The sequence below is a fragment of the Pedobacter sp. 22226 genome (assembly GCF_052045455.1).
Taxonomy (GTDB): Bacteria; Bacteroidota; Bacteroidia; order Sphingobacteriales; family Sphingobacteriaceae; genus Pedobacter; species Pedobacter jeongneungensis.
In genome coordinates this window covers 427,540-443,343 of sequence record NZ_JBQEPB010000003.1, presented here as the reverse complement: position 1 = coordinate 443,343, position 15,804 = coordinate 427,540, and the positions used below count along the sequence as shown (strand labels likewise).

The following is a 15,804-nucleotide window of genomic DNA, read 5'->3' as shown; positions in this document are numbered from 1 at the left end:
ATTTATGGCAAAAACAAAATGGATTATCAGCCCCGGTACATTAACCATCTATCCTAAAAGAAATTTAAGGATAGTTGGGCTTATATTTTTTGTATTAATTGCGGCATTAATTTTCTATTTATCAAGATCGGTACAAGGTTATTCTGCCGGCCTCACCATAGGCTATTATGGCTTCCTTCTACTGATTCCATTACTATTAATTTTTGTTGCCGAAACCAAAGTTATTTTTGATGGCAACAGCAGGGTTTTATATAAAAGAATTGCTTTTTTACCAACGGGATCAGTTCCGTTTGATGATATTGCCTCAGTAGAACCCTACCAGATACTCGGAAGCGGTTTGAATTATAAACTGTTCAAAAAAAGTAACCGGCATGGTAGAGGTATTCTTGTTTCGTCCGGATATGGCAAAGCCAATGATGTGAATCTGATTTCTTTTCAGCAGGAAGTGCTACCAAAAATTGATGAGCTAGTATTCGCCAATGCACCTGTAATTCCTAAACAGACCATATACGATTTCAGGTTTTTTAAAGAAGAAGGAGGCGTTTACCTCTTGCGCGATAATAAGATAGGAAGTTTTGTTTTTGGATTGATTTTTATCGGCGCTACCATTGCGATATTGTTTAGTCCGGATTTTTTGGCAAACGAAGGGCCTATTCAAAAAGTACTCTTAACCTATTTTCCGGCGGCGATTGGCCTGGCACTTCTTTTTGCGGCAACTTCGAATATCCGTTTTGATAAAAGCCAGAGAAAAATTATCCGTTCTACTTTTGCCGGCCGTTTTAAAAAAGAATATCCTTTTGAAGACCTCATCCGCTTTCAGGTAATCCGTAAAACAACTAACCTTATTTATTCGGGTACTGAGGTAAGGGCAGAAATTTTATTGCCTGCCAAAAACAAAACAACCATTTTAAACCTTAAAAGCTTTATAGGCACTAAAAAAATTGAGCGTTTTCTTGATGAAGCGAATACGATTTTGGGCCGGATTTAGTTTTATAATAAAACAAAACGATTATGTTCGATAAATTATTTGCGGCTCAACAAAAAGCCGAAGAAATTAAAAAGCGCTTAGATACCATATCGGTATATGGCGAAGTTGAAAATGGTGCGATAAAAATTACTGCAACAGCAAATAAGGCCATTACCGGAGTAGCTATTGATGAAGAATTTTTAAAAGGCGCCAATAAAGAAGAATTAGAAGAGCTGTTGTTAACCGCAATTAACAAAGCCATGGCAAGTGCCGAGCAGGTTAGTGCTGCAGAAATGCAGGCCTCTGCGCAGGATATGCTGGGCGGTTTAGGCGGTATGTTTGGCCAGTAATATTGTTAAATCAATCTTGCTGCTCCAAGCTTGATACTTAATATTCAGATTTCAATACTTGATACTCAAATTCCTTAACTGATACTACAATTATGAAATACACTTATTATGGCCAATCTTGCTTCCTGCTTGAAGCTGCCGGCAAAAAATTATTGTTCGATCCTTTTATATCACACAATCCATTAGCTAAACATATTAATATTAAATCAATTGAAGCTGATTATATTTTAGTGAGTCATGGTCATGGAGATCATGTGGCCGATTTAGTTGAACTGGCTAAACAAACTCAGGCAACCGTTATTGCAATGCCAGAAATTACCGACTGGGCTTCGAAACAAGGTGTAGAAAAAGTACACGGAATGAACTTTGGTAAATTTACTTTCGATTGGGGCGCAGTACGTATGGTACCTGCCACACATTCGTCGGGTTTACCTGATGGAAGTTATGGCGGTAACCCTGCAGGTTTTGTGCTTGAAGTAGATGGTAAGCAGATTTACTTTGCAGGTGATACTGGTTTAACCATTGAGATGAAGGTTTTAGCTGATATTTATAACCTCGACTATGCTATTTTACCAATCGGTGGAAACTACACCATGGATGTTGATGACGCATTAATTGCCACCAAATATTTTGATTGCGATAAAGTAATCGGCGTGCACTATAACACTTTCCCCGTAATTGAAATTGATACCAAAGTTGCTGTAGATAAATTTGAGCGCGAAAAGAAAACGTTACTATTACCAGAAATTGGTGAAACAATAAACTTATAATTCCAGGTAAATCCGAAACGTAGCAGTCGTGATTGCAAGCAATAATTATAAAAAAGGGCAATTGGCCCTTTTTTGATTAGTAAAGTAATTATAATATGACCTGATTTACTGGGCCAGGCTCAATGTACTTTCTTTTGTTTTGCCATTTTTTATCGCCAATTGCGTTTTATAATAAGTATAAAGAAACTCATATATAATCATTTCGTGCAACCTCTGCTGAAAAGGGAAAAGGCGGATAATGTGCATATGGGTAAAACTGGCCAACAGATCGAATAATTTCCTCTGATTTTCTTTCACATCTGTCAAAGCACGCATTTTTGGAATAATGGTTTCGCCTATCTGTGCAGAACGATTTTCTATAATTTCGAACAATGGCTGATAAGGATGTTCATTTTCCTTTTTGCTCCCCATAATATCATAAATTTCATTACGAAAATCGCGGTATTTTTTATTGATCTGCATATTTGTGCTTTTATCGGCATTAAATTCATTTGCAAAACCACTTTTCAAGGGGGTTAAGAAAATAAGCTTTTCTTCAGTTGACAGGTTAAAATCATTTAAAAGGGCATCTACCGATTTCATTCCCCATAACCACCGGATGGTTTCGCCCTCACTGCCTTCAATATTTCCTAAAACCTGCACTACGCTCTCGCTGTCATGATGAAAAATCTCCTCAGCCCTTTCAATATATTCATCCCCGTAGCGTTCAATTTCCCTTTCGTAAGTATCTGTTGTTACCTTATAGATCAGTTTTTTGCTGGTAAAATGTAATAAATTTTCGTTTACTATAGCGATTACCTCACCAATCCGCTCAACTGCAGCTAACTTAAACCTTACCCTGAGGTGCAGGTCCGGATCTGCAAACCTTAGAAAGAACCATTCTTTAATCAAGCCTTTTTCTTTTAACAACTGTGTTAAAGGCGCAAGGATTTCTGCCACAACTCTTTCAATAATCTGGGCACCGCAATAAAATTTAAAATATAACCATTCAGAACCGATAGAGAATGTTCTTTGGGCTTTCGGTACATCGGCTTCATTACGTCTGGCAGATGCAGTTTTCGCTTGCTGTTTTTTAACAATTGGAACAATAAGCTGATTAAGATACGTCTGGTTTTTGGCATCCCTAAACGGATAATCTCCGTTAGCAGCCAGATGCTCTTTTAAGATACAAGTTTCTCGCTTTTTGATCAGGTCTAAAAACAACTGAATGGAGTTTTGCTCTCTAAAATCCACTAAAAGAGTATTGTCGCCATCTACAAGTGTTACAACTTCGGGCAGCCCGAGCTGTTTCAACCACAATTCCAGGTCGGTTGTGCTTTTAGAGGCCTTTGAAAAATCAGCCATATGTTGTTTGTTAAGCGTCCATGTTGCCAGCGAAACAATCGAGTTACCAACCGTTACCCTGGGTAAAAACCTGTACTTTTTAGCCAAATCGAACCAATTAAACGATAAGCCCCTTCTTCCTGTTTGTTGTTGCATATCGCACAAAAACTGATATACCGGTTGCGCATTATATACATAATTATGTGCATTGCTTAACCTGGGAAGTATTTCTTTTTTAAGTCTTTTTGACCTTAAAACAACCCTTCCCCTGCTTACCGACACCAAAATATCCTGCAGATTAATGGTATCTTCCGGGCTGGCTGAGCTTTTAGCCAGATATGGAATTTCATATTTCCTGTATTTAGGGTGCAGCAGGATATTTCCAACCCTGCTTTCGGGTAAGTGGACAATTTCTGCAATAACCGAGTCAGTTTCTAATTCAGATTCATGCCTGGTAATGTCGAGGATGGTCTCCTTTATCTGTTCATCTGCATGTCCAAACCTGCCAAGTACATTTATCGCGCTACTACCTGCAAAAGATTCTATATGAATTTTCTGCCCGCCTAAATGATAAATTATACCCGACATGCTGTTGGGGAGGTCGTTATTGATCACATCAATTCCGGCGGCCTTTAAATCATCGCGGGTAATTTCAATTTCTTTAAGTCCCTTTCTCATGGCATCTTCCAGTTTGGCTATCAAAAAAAGTTCCTGCTGGTAAATATCCATCCCAAGGGCATCAGCATATCTTTTGTTTAATGTTAGTCCATCGATTAAGGGCGAATAACCATTTTTTTGTTTTGCAAGATAACCTATGCCCGATTCGGTATCAAGTACTTCAAGAATGGGCACTTCTCTTTCTTCGTACCGCTGATAAAATTTCTTTGCAAATTGCTGAAGGTTATTATTTTCCTTTACCGGATTAATTGCAGAAAGCACGTGAAGTGCCTCCATAATATCTTCCTGCACCGCTTTATCAAGGCTAAACTGGTTTTCTGCGCGGAAAGCATCTGTTTGAAAGAAAAATTTTTCGTTGATGGGCACATTCAGTTTTTTTGCATTTTCGATAATGGAAAGATAAGCTCCGGGTTGGTTAATCCCTGCTCCATCAAGCTCCTGTAAGTTTTCCTGCAATAGCTGTAATGTTTTCAATTCGAAAGCAATATCTACGCCTTGTGCAGCAATTTTTTCTAAAATATTGATAATCTGTTGCAGTACATCTTCATTGGTTATCTCGGGCTCCAGTTCACTGGTTAAAACCTGCGATGAGATACAGCTTTCTACAAACTCCTGTGCTTCTTCAAGGCTATAACCCAATTGTTGGATCACATCAGCCAGTACTTTAATTGTGCTTCCGTCTATTGATGCATTTAAAAGGGCAAGCAACTCCTCCGACCGTAAAACGGAACTGATCTGATGAAACCTTTTAGCGTTGGTAACATGGTATTCTACATACCTTACTTCATCACCAAGATGATAAATTGAACTGTTTGGATAATATTTTAAAGCATGTCTGATATTATCGTGCTGCTCTAAACTTTTGGCCAGTTCGCACAGATAGAGCATATCGAACCTTGTTTTCCGGGATAGTTTATCACTGATGGTTAAGTCGCTCCGGTTTTCCCATTTTGCCGAAGAACAGGTAGCAAATAGTCCAAAAGGTGTACATCTCGTACTCATCCTGATCAGGTATTTGGTTAAGGATACCAAAATTTTATCGGCCTCCTGTTTTGATTCTATCTGGTTATTTATCCATTTATCTGCCTCGGCATAAAGAATAGGCGAAGCCAGAAAAACAGCTTCTCTAAACAATTCGGAGGTTTTAAAATAAGTCTTCACTTCTTCTCCCGTATAAGCCGTTTGGTAAGGAAACACAGGGAGCCTGACTACAAAATTATCGGTAAATGAATAGTTGTTTTTAAAGTTTGACATGTTTTTAAGGTTTAGGCTGTTAGCGAATTACATCATGCAAGATAAGCATAAGAGCGGTAGCCACAGTTTTCGGCAGTTACTATTTTGATTGCTCAAAATGATTAATTCTAACTATAAATACCAGGCTGCAATCGCCATAATTTTACCCTTGTCAAAACGATAAAGAAACCCGGCTTACGGGGAATTAATAAAGTTAAAAACAATTAAATCTATAACCATAAAAATCAAAAAACATGAAAAAGAAAAATTTAACAGACAGAAAATTGTCACTGAACAAAAAAGCGATCTCTAACCTGGATGATTCAAATCTTGACCAAATTCAAGGTGGCGCAACTTTTACTTGTTGCACAGAAGTTGTAATCAAAACAAAGGCTTCAGAAGAGTTAGCTGAAGATACCAGTGTACACTATTCTTGCGGTAAATAATTAGAACCACTTAAAAAACAACAACATGAAAAAGAAAAACTTAACAGACAGAAAATTGTCATTGAACAAAAAATCAATCTCTAAATTAGACGATTCAAATCTTGACCAGATTCAAGGTGGTGTTACTTTCACTTGCTGCACTAAAGTAACCATCGAGCCTAAACCAAAAGAAGAAGCGCTTGAAAGCGATAGTATCCACTATTCTTGTAGCTAATTCGAACTTCTAAAAGGGTATTCGAAAGAAAACCGGATACCCTTTTTTATTCATCCGATCACCTCTTCCTATATGTTTAACCCTAAATTATTTTCCGATTCGCTCCAAAAAAGCGATTATTCGGGCGATTCTCTATTGGCTGGCTCAATGGGGCATTGCATTTGTCAGCACCTTATTTCTCAGCTTAACAAAGACCTGTTGAATACAGACAGGACGTTCGATATTGTTGCAGATGTATTTGATAGACTATCTTCCAGCAGTTCTTCACTTACCAATACCTCAATGGGTACCGGGCTTTCGGGTTTTACCTCTGTAATTGCCTATTTAATCGAACAGGAAGTTTTTGATGATTCGGTTTTAGCAGAATTAACGGATATTGATCAGATTATATTCAAGGGAGCAACACTTCAGGCCAATTTAGGGCACACCGATTTTTTATTTGGGTGTTCTGGCCCGCTATCTTATTTTTTAAATCAAAAAGCCGATATGGCAAATACCGGATACATTAATGGTATCCTCTTAGCATTAATTAATGGCGTAGAAAAAAACCAGATCACACGGCAACGGATTATCGAACCGAACCGCTTTTTTTCACATGTTAACCTGGGTATTGCCCATGGCATAACAGGTACGGCACTTGTACTTAGTAAAGCAGTAACCGATGAACGGGTTAAGCAAAAAGATCAGATCTGGGATTTACTTGATCAAACCCTAAAATATTTAAAAGAGCAAATTAACTTATCAGAGCAATCTATATTTCCTATTAAAATTGAAAAAACAGGGGCAATACCCACTTACTCAGCCAGCCAAAGCTGGAGTTATGGCGATTTTGGTGTATTATGCCTACTATATACACTCGCTGCCTTATTTAAAGATAACGCTTTACACACCCTTTGCGGAAAACTATTCGAAATTGCAACCGAAAAAACAAAAAACAATAAAACCGATAAAATAGAAATTGGATTGAGGCATGGACTTGCCGGACAGTTATTGCTTTTACAAAAGCTTTCAGCAATTAGTAAAAATACCTGGTGCGAAGAATTTACAAAGCAACAGTTTTCGCTTTTTTATACAAAATACGAAGAAATTAATCCCTACCAGTCTCCTTTTGTTTTTGAAGCCGGCCTCGGGGCAGTTGCCATCAGGCTTAACGAACGGTTAACGCCCAAAGAAACTTCATGGACCAAAATATTCCTGATGTAATATGAAATCACTTGCATTGCTTCCCCCAAATGGCCCCGAACGCCCTGAATTTAAGTATTCGACCCAGATCCATCATCAACCATTCAATTTTGGAATCTTAAAAACGCCTGAACCAGTTCCTGATGGCGAAGATAGTCTTGGAGATTATAAGGTTCTCGTTTTAAAAAAAGCAATATCCATAAATTTCAGGGATTTATCCATGTTATTTACGCTTAACAACAATTTAAAAAAATCTCCATCGGGCCATCATTTTTTTGGGTCTGATTTTGTTGCAGAAGTTGTAGGCATAGGTAAAAAAGTACGATCGATTAAGATAGGAGACAGGGTAATTCCAAATTGTGATTATTTTATTAAACCAATGCGGGGTGTTTCGCGCAAAGGCATTCCATCAAACCGGGCTTCAATGGCCTATGAATTTCTGCTTGAAGATAAATTAATTAAAATTGATGATGATTTAAGTGATGAAGTTGCGGCTTCCATATCTATCGGACTTCAAACCTCTTACGCCATGATCAGAAAGGCAAAATTAAAAAAGAACAGCAGGATATTGGTTACTTCAGGAAGTTCAAACACCTCCCTTTTTATTGTCGAAACGCTTAAAATGAAAGGATATTTACCTACAATCCTTACAAGCAGCCCGAATACATTTGAAGCATTGAAAAAGGATGGAAATGAGGTGATTTTATACAATCAACTTGAAGACATTGAAACGGCGCTCAGAAAATTTAATGGATTAAATAATGGTTTTGACACTGTGTTTGATCCGTTTTCTGATGTGTTCTTTGAGAAATTACTTCCTTTTGTTAATGTAAACGGAAAGTACATCACCTGTGGCTTGTATAAACAAAAGCCCGAATTTATAGCCTTAAATCAGCCGGGTAATGCGTCTCTTGGTTATCTGCTTGCCCACATGATTATGAAAAATGTGCAGTTAATAGGCAACTGCCTGGGCAACACAAAAGATCTTTTAAACGGAATTGAAGATTTAAAGAGTGGCAGGATAAAAGTAAACATCGAAAACATTTACCAACTGGATAATTTAGGCCCGTTTATAGAAATGGCTTTTAACGATAAAAACCGTATGGGTAAAGTGGTATTAAAATATGCCTGACTACTTCATTGCTTTTATTGCTATATCAAATATTTTATCGCTCTCCAGATCCTTTTTTGATATTTTGATGCTGGGCTTTATACCCGCGCCCACTTCCTTGTACTCGTAATTGTTACGATCTATCAATGTACCATTGGTAATGACAAGATACGCCCCGTCAGCAAGCTTGAATTCTGTATTGGAAGACGTTAAGCCATTGGTTTCTGACCCCATGAGTTTTGTATCCGGTCTACCAATAAAAGCCGCAGCAGCAAATTCTCCCGAACTACCTGTATGCTTGTTAATCAGCACAACAACAGGCTTTGTTTTACTGCCAAGTTTAATTAAAGGTGTTTTAAACTGATAAACAACCGAATCGCCATATTTAACAGCATTTGCCGAATAGTAATAATGTTTAATGATACCGTCTGCATCTTTTATCCCTATGGCTTTCGATCCTTCTATAAATGGCGCTATTGCACCCAAAATAGGCACAAGCATTCCACCGTCATTATCACGTAAATCAATAATCCAGCCTTTGGGCTTTAAAACATCCAGCTTTTTTAGCTTATTGTAGGCATCTGTTACAAATTCTTCCCATTCTTCATTATTGGCAAAATAAAAATGGGGAACTTTTAAATAACCATATCCATTTTTGAGGGTTTTTGCGCTTACCATTGGCAGTTCTTCCTCATTTGCCCTGTATCCCTTAAATAATCCGGCTACTTTTTCTGGTGCATAAAAACTAGAATGCTGATCGTTCAACATGGTCAGAGTGCTATCAATAACCGGGTATAACTCAGCTATAGTAGTACATTTTTCAGATTGCTTGTAAGCAAACTCGTAAATAGAAGTCCAGTTAAGTTCGTTCTTGCGAATGGAATTCGATTTCATCAGTGCCAGCGCCGAATTTAGATAGGCTCTGGGGGCAGAAACAGATTGGGCCAAAGAATATGTACTCAAAAATATGGTAAATAAAAAAGATAAGGATCGGATCATGAAATAGTTATTATGTTAACATCCTTCCTTTTAAACTATCCAGGAACGAAGTACGGAAAGTGCTTCCTATCGGGATAGGCTTTTCGGCACCGGATAAATTAACCACACCACCATCTAATGAAATGATTTTATCAAGAGCGATCAGGTAGGATTTATGAACCCTCAATACGCCATGGAGCTGGAGTTTTTCTTCGAGTGTTTTCATATTTAAAAGTGTAATTACCCTTCTGTTACCAGTTAAATAAAGCGAAATATAATTTTTAAGTCCTTCAATATAAACGATTTCGTCGTAATTAATTTTTACAATTTTACTCTTATCCGTTTTTACAAAAATATGCTCTCTTTTTTCAGGCTTGGCATGCTCTACACCTGCAACGGGCTTTGATAGCCTGTTAATTACCTTTTGTGTGGCGATCAGGAATCTTTCGAAAGAAAAAGGTTTTAACAGGTAATCTATCACATCGTTATCAAATGCATTTATAGCATAATTGGAATATGCACTTGTTAAAACAATATTTACTTTATTGCCAAAGCTCTTCACAAAATCCAGACCGGTAAAATTTGGCATATTGATATCCAAAAAAATCAGGTCTATTTTTTCACTTTCGATGAGCGCTATCGGTTCAATGGCGTTATTAAAGGTGCCAGCAATTTCGAGGTATGGCGTTCGCTGGCAAAATTTTTTGAGTACTTCTATTGCATGCGGTTCATCATCAACAATTAAACATTTTATCATGGTGGGACATTGATTATGTTAAATATTTATTTCCAGTGTAACAGTATAAAACTCTTCTTTATCATCAATTTTCAGGATATAATCTTTTTGATAATATCGGTCAAGTTGGTAAGTTATAAATTTAAGGCCAATTCCGTATCCTTCAACACTTAGTAAAGTTTCCGTTTTTTTCTTGTTTTCTAAAGAAACCCTTAGCTTCCCGTTATTTACTTCAATATTAAGCTTAATAGGGTTATGCTCATCTGTCATTTCTCCAAACTTTAACGCATTTTCTACAAGCGTTATTAAAATGAGCGGCACTATTTTATGTGTTTTGGTAACTCCTTTTTCATGATGTATAAAGTGGATTTCCTTTCCAAATCTAAACTGATTTAAGAGAATCAAATTTTTGATCTGCGCTATTTCTTCAACCAATAACGATTTTCCGTCATCCTCTATGTCCCTTAAAGAGTATCGCAGGATTTCTGATAATGTTAATATTCCTTTGGAAAGTTCTTTAGATAAATCAAGCGATTCAGAATACAGAAAGTTTAGCGCGTTAAAAAGCACATGTGGATTGATCCGCGATTTAAAGTAGGCGATTTTCATATCAAGAATACTCATTTTTAATTTCTGCTCTTCTAACTCTTTTTTTCTTAATTCCTGCTCGCTTAAAATCGACATCCGGGAAAACCAAAATGCTATTCCTAGAAAAATAAAGTAACTGCTCCGCCATATTGCCGATATAACATAGGCGAAAGAGTTTTGATATAGGTTTGTATGTTCTATTATATTGAAGTGTAATAAGGATACTGTTATTGCCGTTTTAAAAGCCAAATAACTACAAAGCACCAAAAGAATCTTGTAAACCGATTTAAAATAGGAAATTTGCTTTCCTCTTTGTGGCATTACCCAGTAGGCACTGGAATAAAATACTGAAGTATTTAAAATGGCCATTAAAATGGTTTCCTGCCACAGAAGCTTTGTAGCATCCAATACTAAAACGATGGCTATTTCGTATAGCCAGTATAATATCCAAAATATCGAATGTTTTGCAATTGCAGACCTGAATATTGTAGTTGCCAATTTCTTTTATTTGGTTTCTATTTGGGATGGTTGATTATCAAATCTAACATCATTCGTGTAGTAAAACAAATGATATTTGCCAATAATTTTAACAAAAAGTTTAAATTAATGCTTATTGCAACCAAAATCAGGCATTATTTTATAGAAACTGTAAATTTAGATAGACTAAATTGATAGAAATTGCAGCGCTATTTAATTAGATACAAAAAATCATTGCAGAATGGTTAATGATTTGCCAAAGGACGACTTAAAGCTGTAAAAGTGATGAAATGATAAAGCCTTCAGATTTTATCCAAAGGCTTAACAGTTGTGGTCCCGACGAGAATCGAACTCATATCTAAAGTTTAGGAAACTTCTATTCTATCCGTTGAACTACGGGACCATTTTATTTTTCAAATATCGCCTTCCTGAAGCAGATTTAAAATATTTTTCTCTTTTAATTGCTTCATCCCTTGTTGGGAATTCTTCATAATAAAAAATTATGAAGGGGAGGTAAGCCTTATTTGACTTCGTCTTACCAGCGTTGTGTTCTTTTAATCGTTTATCTAAATCTTCACAATGCCCTTTGTAAAAATAATCAAAATGCAAACTTTTAATTACATAGGCAAAGTAACTCATTGCTAAAGTTTAGAAAACTTCTATTCCCTGCCCGACTAAAGTCGTTCAGGCGGGTATCCGTTGAACTACGGGACCATTTTATTTTGATTGCGCAAATATAACAAAAGTTTTCTCTCAAGAGAATTCATTTTATCATGCATTAATGGTTTATTACCGGGGGACTAAAATCTGATTTATTTAATGAACACATCTTTTAAGAACTATGAAAAAACTGTACTACTCACCATAATAAATCTTTTTAATAGCTTCATCTTTGACCTATCAATTTATTAGAACATGAAATTAGCAAATAATAAAATCCTGATTACAGGCGGCGCAAGTGGCATAGGCTTCGGGCTGGCCGAAAGATTTATAAAAGAAAACAATACGGTAATTATCTGTGGCCGACGTGAATCGGCTTTACAAGAGGCAAAAGACAAACTACCATCGGTAATTACTAAAGCTTGCGATCTATCAAACGAAACAGATAGAATTGAATTATACAAATGGATTGCCGAAAATCATAGCGATTTAAATGTATTGGTAAATAATGCCGGTATCCAAAACTGGATGAATATTGGTGATGATGATTTCTATGAAAAAGCAAATGATGAAATCACCACCAACGTTTTGGCGCCGATTCATTTAACAAAACTTTTCACCGAGCTGGATTCTTTAGATACGATTATTAATGTTACTTCAGGTTTGGCATTTGTGCCGTTTTCTCAGGTACCTGTTTATTGTGGAACAAAAGCCTTTATGCGTTCTTTCACGCTTTCATTACGCCACAGCCTGAAAGATTCGAAGATAGTGGTGATCGAAATGATTCCGCCGGCTTTGAATACTGATTTGGGTGGAAAAGGAATCCATGATGCACACCCTGCAGTAAGTGACTTTGTAACATCAGTATTTGAACAGATGAAAGAAGGAAAAACCGAATTAACCTTTGGCACGAGTGAAGACAGGGCAAAAGCGAATAATGATTCTATAAGCGAATATTTTAACCGGATGAATCCTTAATATTTTAAGCAAAAAGCCATTTGATCTATGATCAAATGGCTTTTTTTATTATTTATCTGTGATATTACCGGATTACGCTACCTTCCTGAAACTTCTCTGCAGGAGCCACAAAAGTAAGTTTTCCTTCAGCATTTTCTGCCATCAGGATCATTCCCTGTGATAATATCCCTTTAATTTCGCGTGGAGCCAGGTTTACAATCATACTTACTTGTTTACCAACAATATCTTCAGGTTTATAATATTCGGCGATACCAGAAACTACTGTTCTTTCATCAATACCAGTATTTACGGTCAGTTTTAATAGTTTTTTGGTTTTCTCTACCTTTTCTGCAGCAATAATGGTGGCTACACGGATATCCATGGCCGAGAAATCATCAAACTGGATGTTTTCTTTTGCAGGAACAGCAACCGCTGTACTGGCGGCATTGCTGGCTTTGCTCTGGTTTAATTTCTCAATCTGGAAATCAATTTCAGCATCTTCTATTTTTTCGAACAGAAGAACAGCTTCGCCAATTTCATGACCGCGTTTTAACAGGTTGATTGTACCTGCATTTTCCCAATCATGTCCGCCATTTTTAAGCATTTTCATTAATTTTTCTGCTGTAAATGGCAAGAAAGGCTCAATCAGGATCTGAATATTGCCAGCAATTTGAAGTGCAATATGCAGTATCGTTCTTACCCGGTCTTCGTCGGTTTTAATCAGTTTCCATGGTTCTGTTTCTGCCAGGTACTTATTACCCAAACGCGCCACATTCATTACTTCTGATAAGGCTTCTCTAAAACGGTAGTTCTCGATAGAGGCAGAAATTTTTGCAGGATAGCCAGCCAGTTCATCAATAACAGCCTGATCTACTTCGGTAATTTCCATACAGGTAGGAACCGAACCGCCAAAATATTTATGGGTAAGTACCACTACACGGTTTACAAAATTGCCCAGGATAGCAACCAATTCATTATTGTTCCTCGCCTGAAAATCTTTCCAGGTAAAATCGTTATCTTTCGTTTCGGGCGCAGTTGCGGTTAATACATAACGTAAAACATCTTGTTTACCTTCAAATTCCCTTAAATATTCGTTCAGCCAAACTGCCCAGTTTTTAGAAGTGGATATTTTTTGTCCTTCGAGATTTAAAAACTCGTTAGCAGGCACGTTATCGGCCAAAGTATATTCGCCATGCGCCATTAACATTGCAGGGAAAATAATGCAGTGGAAAACGATGTTATCTTTACCAATAAAGTGGACTAATTTGGTTTCGTCGCTTTTCCAATATTCTTCCCAGCCACATTTATCACTTTCGTAACTGCTGATATAATATTCTTCCGCTTTCGGGTTCCAGACATCCAGTTTTGCGTAGTTACAAAGTTCTTTCGTGGCGGAAATATAACCAATCGGCGCATCAAACCATACGTAAAGTACTTTTCCTTCAGCATCGCGAAGGGGAACGCGTACCCCCCAATCTAAATCTCTGGTCATTGCCCTTGGTTGTAAACCGGCATTTAACCAGCTTTGGCATTGGCCGTAAACATTAGGGCGCCACTCTTTATGGCTTTCGATATAGGCTCTTAAACGGTCTTCGTATTTATCGAGCGGTAAAAACCAGTTTTTGGTTTCTTTCAGAATCGGTTTATCGCCAGACAGGGTAGATTTTGGATTAATTAAATCGGTAGCATTAAGCGTAGAGCCACAGTTTTCGCACTGATCGCCATAAGCATTTTCGTTGCCACATTTCGGGCAGGTACCGGTGATGTAACGATCGGCCAAAAACTGTTTCGCCGTAGCATCGTAATATTGTTCGGTAATTTCTTCGGTAAAAACACCTTTATCATAGAGCGTTTCGAAGAAATCGGCTGCTGTCTGGTGATGGGTTTGTGAAGAAGTACGGTGGTAAATATCAAAAGAAACCCCGAATTCTTTAAAAGAATCGCCAATAATTTTGTGGTACTTATCTACCACTTCCTGAGGAGTAATTCCCTCTCTTTTGGCCTTTAAAGTAATCGGAACGCCATTTTCGTCAGATCCGCAGATGAATTTCACATCACGTTTATTCGATCTTAAGTAACGGGCATAAATATCTGCAGGGATGTAAACACCAGCAAGGTGCCCAATATGAACCGGTCCATTGGTATATGGAAGGGCCGCAGTTACGGTATATCTTTTTATTTTACTATTATCCAAAACAATTTTTATTAATTTGGCAAAGATAAGTGTTTTGAAGATGATTAAGCAGCCCCCGTATTTAAAAAAAGGAGATAAAATTGCCCTCGTATGTCCGGCAAAAAAATTACCCAAACCGATAGACCATGCCATTGAAATATTAAAAAGCTGGGGTTTAGAGGTTATTATAGGCGATAGTGTGTATGCCAGTCACCACCAATTTGCCGGAAGCGACCATTTAAGGACAAAAGACATTCAGCGCTTTTTAGATGATCCATCAATAAAAGCCATTATTTCTGGTCGCGGAGGTTATGGTGCCATCCGTATCATTGATAACCTTGATTTTACCGAATTTAACAAAAACCCGAAATGGTTTGTAGGTTTCAGCGATATTACGGTGCTTCTATCGCACCTGATTGCACAAAGCCATACACAGTGCCTCCATGCACAAATGCCTTACACTTTTGATGAATCTACGGCTGAAGCTTTAATATCTTTACAAAATGCCTTATTTGGCGAAAAACAGGAATATAATTACCAGAGCACGTTTAAAAATAGGGTTGGAGAAACCAATGGCATTTTAATTGGCGGTAACCTTACTTTACTGGCCATGATGCAGGGTTCGGTTTCGGAAATGGATTTTACAGATAAAATTTTATTTCTGGAAGATGTTGGCGAACATGAATACAGCATCGACCGGATGTTGCGGATGCTGAAAAGGGCTGGCAAACTCAAGCATTTAAAAGGCTTAATTGTTGGTGCTTTTAATGAGATTGCAGAAGAAAAAATTTCATTCGGGCAAACAGCCGATGAGGTAATCTGGGAGATTGTTAAGGAATACGACTACCCGGTTTGTTTCAATTTCCCTACAGGGCATATTGAAAACAACCTATGTATGACTTTGGGCGCCGAAGTAGCACTAAATGTAGAAACCAATAACGTTCAATTTAAATATTTATAA

15 protein-coding genes and 1 tRNA gene are annotated in these 15,804 nt (G+C 37.4%); 9 read left to right on the top strand and 7 right to left on the bottom strand.

The genetic code is table 11. From position 1 onward, the window contains the following. Positions 1 to 4 precede the first annotated feature (4 nt). From ACTJKC_RS08800 to ACTJKC_RS08790, 3 genes are all read left to right on the top strand, one after another. Positions 5 to 988 carry a hypothetical protein gene (locus ACTJKC_RS08800; protein ID WP_440791174.1) on the top strand — a complete coding sequence of 328 codons (984 nt, stop codon included), beginning with the start codon at positions 5 to 7 and terminating at the stop codon, positions 986 to 988. Between the two features lie 23 nt (positions 989 to 1,011). Continuing rightward, positions 1,012 to 1,317 (top strand): YbaB/EbfC family nucleoid-associated protein, encoded by a 306-nt coding sequence (locus ACTJKC_RS08795; protein ID WP_440791172.1) that lies wholly within the window; start codon positions 1,012 to 1,014, stop codon positions 1,315 to 1,317. Positions 1,318 to 1,409: 92 nt separating this feature from the next. After that, positions 1,410 to 2,087: a metal-dependent hydrolase gene (locus tag ACTJKC_RS08790; RefSeq protein WP_344851485.1), complete on the top strand. Its 678-nt coding sequence runs from the start codon at positions 1,410 to 1,412 to the stop codon at positions 2,085 to 2,087. Positions 2,088 to 2,192: 105 nt separating this feature from the next. Here ACTJKC_RS08790 and ACTJKC_RS08785 read toward each other — a convergent pair whose 3' ends face one another. Continuing rightward, positions 2,193 to 5,342 carry a lantibiotic dehydratase gene (locus tag ACTJKC_RS08785; RefSeq protein ID WP_440791170.1) on the bottom strand — a complete coding sequence of 1,050 codons (3,150 nt, stop codon included), beginning with the start codon at positions 5,340 to 5,342 and terminating at the stop codon, positions 2,193 to 2,195. A gap of 233 nt (positions 5,343 to 5,575) precedes the next feature. Here ACTJKC_RS08785 and ACTJKC_RS08780 point away from each other — a divergent pair, with 233 nt between their 5' ends. The 4 genes from ACTJKC_RS08780 (at position 5,576) to ACTJKC_RS08765 (ending at position 8,295) form a co-directional block, all read left to right on the top strand. After that, the gene (locus ACTJKC_RS08780; RefSeq protein WP_344851483.1) at positions 5,576 to 5,767 is read left to right on the top strand and encodes a class I lanthipeptide; all 192 of its coding nucleotides are present in this window, start codon (positions 5,576 to 5,578) and stop codon (positions 5,765 to 5,767) included. Between the two features lie 25 nt (positions 5,768 to 5,792). Then, complete coding sequence (locus ACTJKC_RS08775; RefSeq protein ID WP_344851482.1) at positions 5,793 to 5,981, top strand: class I lanthipeptide; 189 nt, start codon at positions 5,793 to 5,795, stop codon at positions 5,979 to 5,981. A 72-nt stretch (positions 5,982 to 6,053) separates the two neighbouring features. Continuing rightward, positions 6,054 to 7,184, top strand: coding sequence for a lanthionine synthetase LanC family protein (locus ACTJKC_RS08770; protein ID WP_440791167.1), 1,131 nt, complete (start codon positions 6,054 to 6,056; stop codon positions 7,182 to 7,184). Position 7,185: 1 nt separating this feature from the next. After that, complete coding sequence (locus ACTJKC_RS08765) at positions 7,186 to 8,295, top strand: alcohol dehydrogenase catalytic domain-containing protein (protein ID WP_440791166.1); 1,110 nt, start codon at positions 7,186 to 7,188, stop codon at positions 8,293 to 8,295. Here the strand turns inward: ACTJKC_RS08765 and ACTJKC_RS08760 are convergent, their stop codons facing one another. The 5 genes from ACTJKC_RS08760 to ACTJKC_RS08740 form a co-directional block, all read right to left on the bottom strand. Further along, positions 8,296 to 9,168: a S41 family peptidase gene (locus ACTJKC_RS08760; protein WP_440791164.1), complete on the bottom strand. Its 873-nt coding sequence runs from the start codon at positions 9,166 to 9,168 to the stop codon at positions 8,296 to 8,298. Positions 9,169 to 9,283: 115 nt separating this feature from the next. Continuing rightward, entirely contained in the window at positions 9,284 to 10,009 is a 726-nt protein-coding gene (locus ACTJKC_RS08755) for a LytR/AlgR family response regulator transcription factor (protein ID WP_344851478.1), read from the bottom strand. A gap of 18 nt (positions 10,010 to 10,027) precedes the next feature. Continuing rightward, a complete protein-coding gene (locus ACTJKC_RS08750; protein ID WP_440791162.1) occupies positions 10,028 to 11,074 on the bottom strand; it encodes a sensor histidine kinase in 1,047 nt (348 codons plus the stop codon). 310 nt (positions 11,075 to 11,384) lie between these two features. Next, positions 11,385 to 11,456 (bottom strand) — tRNA-Arg (locus ACTJKC_RS08745). Then, positions 11,447 to 11,692: a GIY-YIG nuclease family protein gene (locus ACTJKC_RS08740; RefSeq protein WP_344851464.1), complete on the bottom strand. Its 246-nt coding sequence runs from the start codon at positions 11,690 to 11,692 to the stop codon at positions 11,447 to 11,449. The genes ACTJKC_RS08745 and ACTJKC_RS08740 overlap by 10 nt, the downstream gene beginning before the upstream one ends. Positions 11,693 to 11,968: 276 nt before the next feature. Here ACTJKC_RS08740 and ACTJKC_RS08735 point away from each other — a divergent pair, with 276 nt between their 5' ends. Beyond that, entirely contained in the window at positions 11,969 to 12,691 is a 723-nt protein-coding gene (locus ACTJKC_RS08735; RefSeq protein ID WP_440791159.1) for an SDR family oxidoreductase, read from the top strand. Between the two features lie 64 nt (positions 12,692 to 12,755). On the opposite strand, the gene metG is transcribed toward ACTJKC_RS08735, so the two are convergent. Continuing rightward, on the bottom strand, positions 12,756 to 14,864 hold the full coding sequence (gene metG / locus ACTJKC_RS08730) for a methionine--tRNA ligase (RefSeq protein ID WP_440791157.1): 2,109 nt from the start codon (positions 14,862 to 14,864) through the stop codon (positions 12,756 to 12,758). 40 nt (positions 14,865 to 14,904) lie between these two features. On the opposite strand from metG, the gene ACTJKC_RS08725 reads away from it, so the two are divergent. Continuing rightward, positions 14,905 to 15,804 (top strand): S66 peptidase family protein, encoded by a 900-nt coding sequence (locus tag ACTJKC_RS08725; RefSeq protein WP_440791155.1) that lies wholly within the window; start codon positions 14,905 to 14,907, stop codon positions 15,802 to 15,804.

Bases quoted from the DNA above. Each gene is read 5' to 3' on its own strand.
- ACTJKC_RS08795 (WP_440791172.1), top strand. From the start codon at position 1,012: ATGTTCGATAAATTATTTGCGGCTCAACAAAAAGCCGAAGAAATTAAA.
- ACTJKC_RS08740 (WP_344851464.1), bottom strand. From the start codon at position 11,692: ATGAGTTACTTTGCCTATGTAATTAAAAGTTTGCATTTTGATTATTTT.
- ACTJKC_RS08765 (WP_440791166.1), top strand. From the start codon at position 7,186: ATGAAATCACTTGCATTGCTTCCCCCAAATGGCCCCGAACGCCCTGAA.
- ACTJKC_RS08735 (WP_440791159.1), top strand. From the start codon at position 11,969: ATGAAATTAGCAAATAATAAAATCCTGATTACAGGCGGCGCAAGTGGC.
- ACTJKC_RS08755 (WP_344851478.1), bottom strand. From the start codon at position 10,009: ATGATAAAATGTTTAATTGTTGATGATGAACCGCATGCAATAGAAGTA.
- ACTJKC_RS08725 (WP_440791155.1), top strand. From the start codon at position 14,905: ATGATTAAGCAGCCCCCGTATTTAAAAAAAGGAGATAAAATTGCCCTC.
- ACTJKC_RS08800 (WP_440791174.1), top strand. From the start codon at position 5: ATGGCAAAAACAAAATGGATTATCAGCCCCGGTACATTAACCATCTAT.
- ACTJKC_RS08775 (WP_344851482.1), top strand. From the start codon at position 5,793: ATGAAAAAGAAAAACTTAACAGACAGAAAATTGTCATTGAACAAAAAA.
- ACTJKC_RS08785 (WP_440791170.1), bottom strand. From the start codon at position 5,342: ATGTCAAACTTTAAAAACAACTATTCATTTACCGATAATTTTGTAGTC.
- ACTJKC_RS08780 (WP_344851483.1), top strand. From the start codon at position 5,576: ATGAAAAAGAAAAATTTAACAGACAGAAAATTGTCACTGAACAAAAAA.
- ACTJKC_RS08760 (WP_440791164.1), bottom strand. From the start codon at position 9,168: ATGAAATCGAATTCCATTCGCAAGAACGAACTTAACTGGACTTCTATT.
- ACTJKC_RS08770 (WP_440791167.1), top strand. From the start codon at position 6,054: ATGTTTAACCCTAAATTATTTTCCGATTCGCTCCAAAAAAGCGATTAT.
- ACTJKC_RS08790 (WP_344851485.1), top strand. From the start codon at position 1,410: ATGAAATACACTTATTATGGCCAATCTTGCTTCCTGCTTGAAGCTGCC.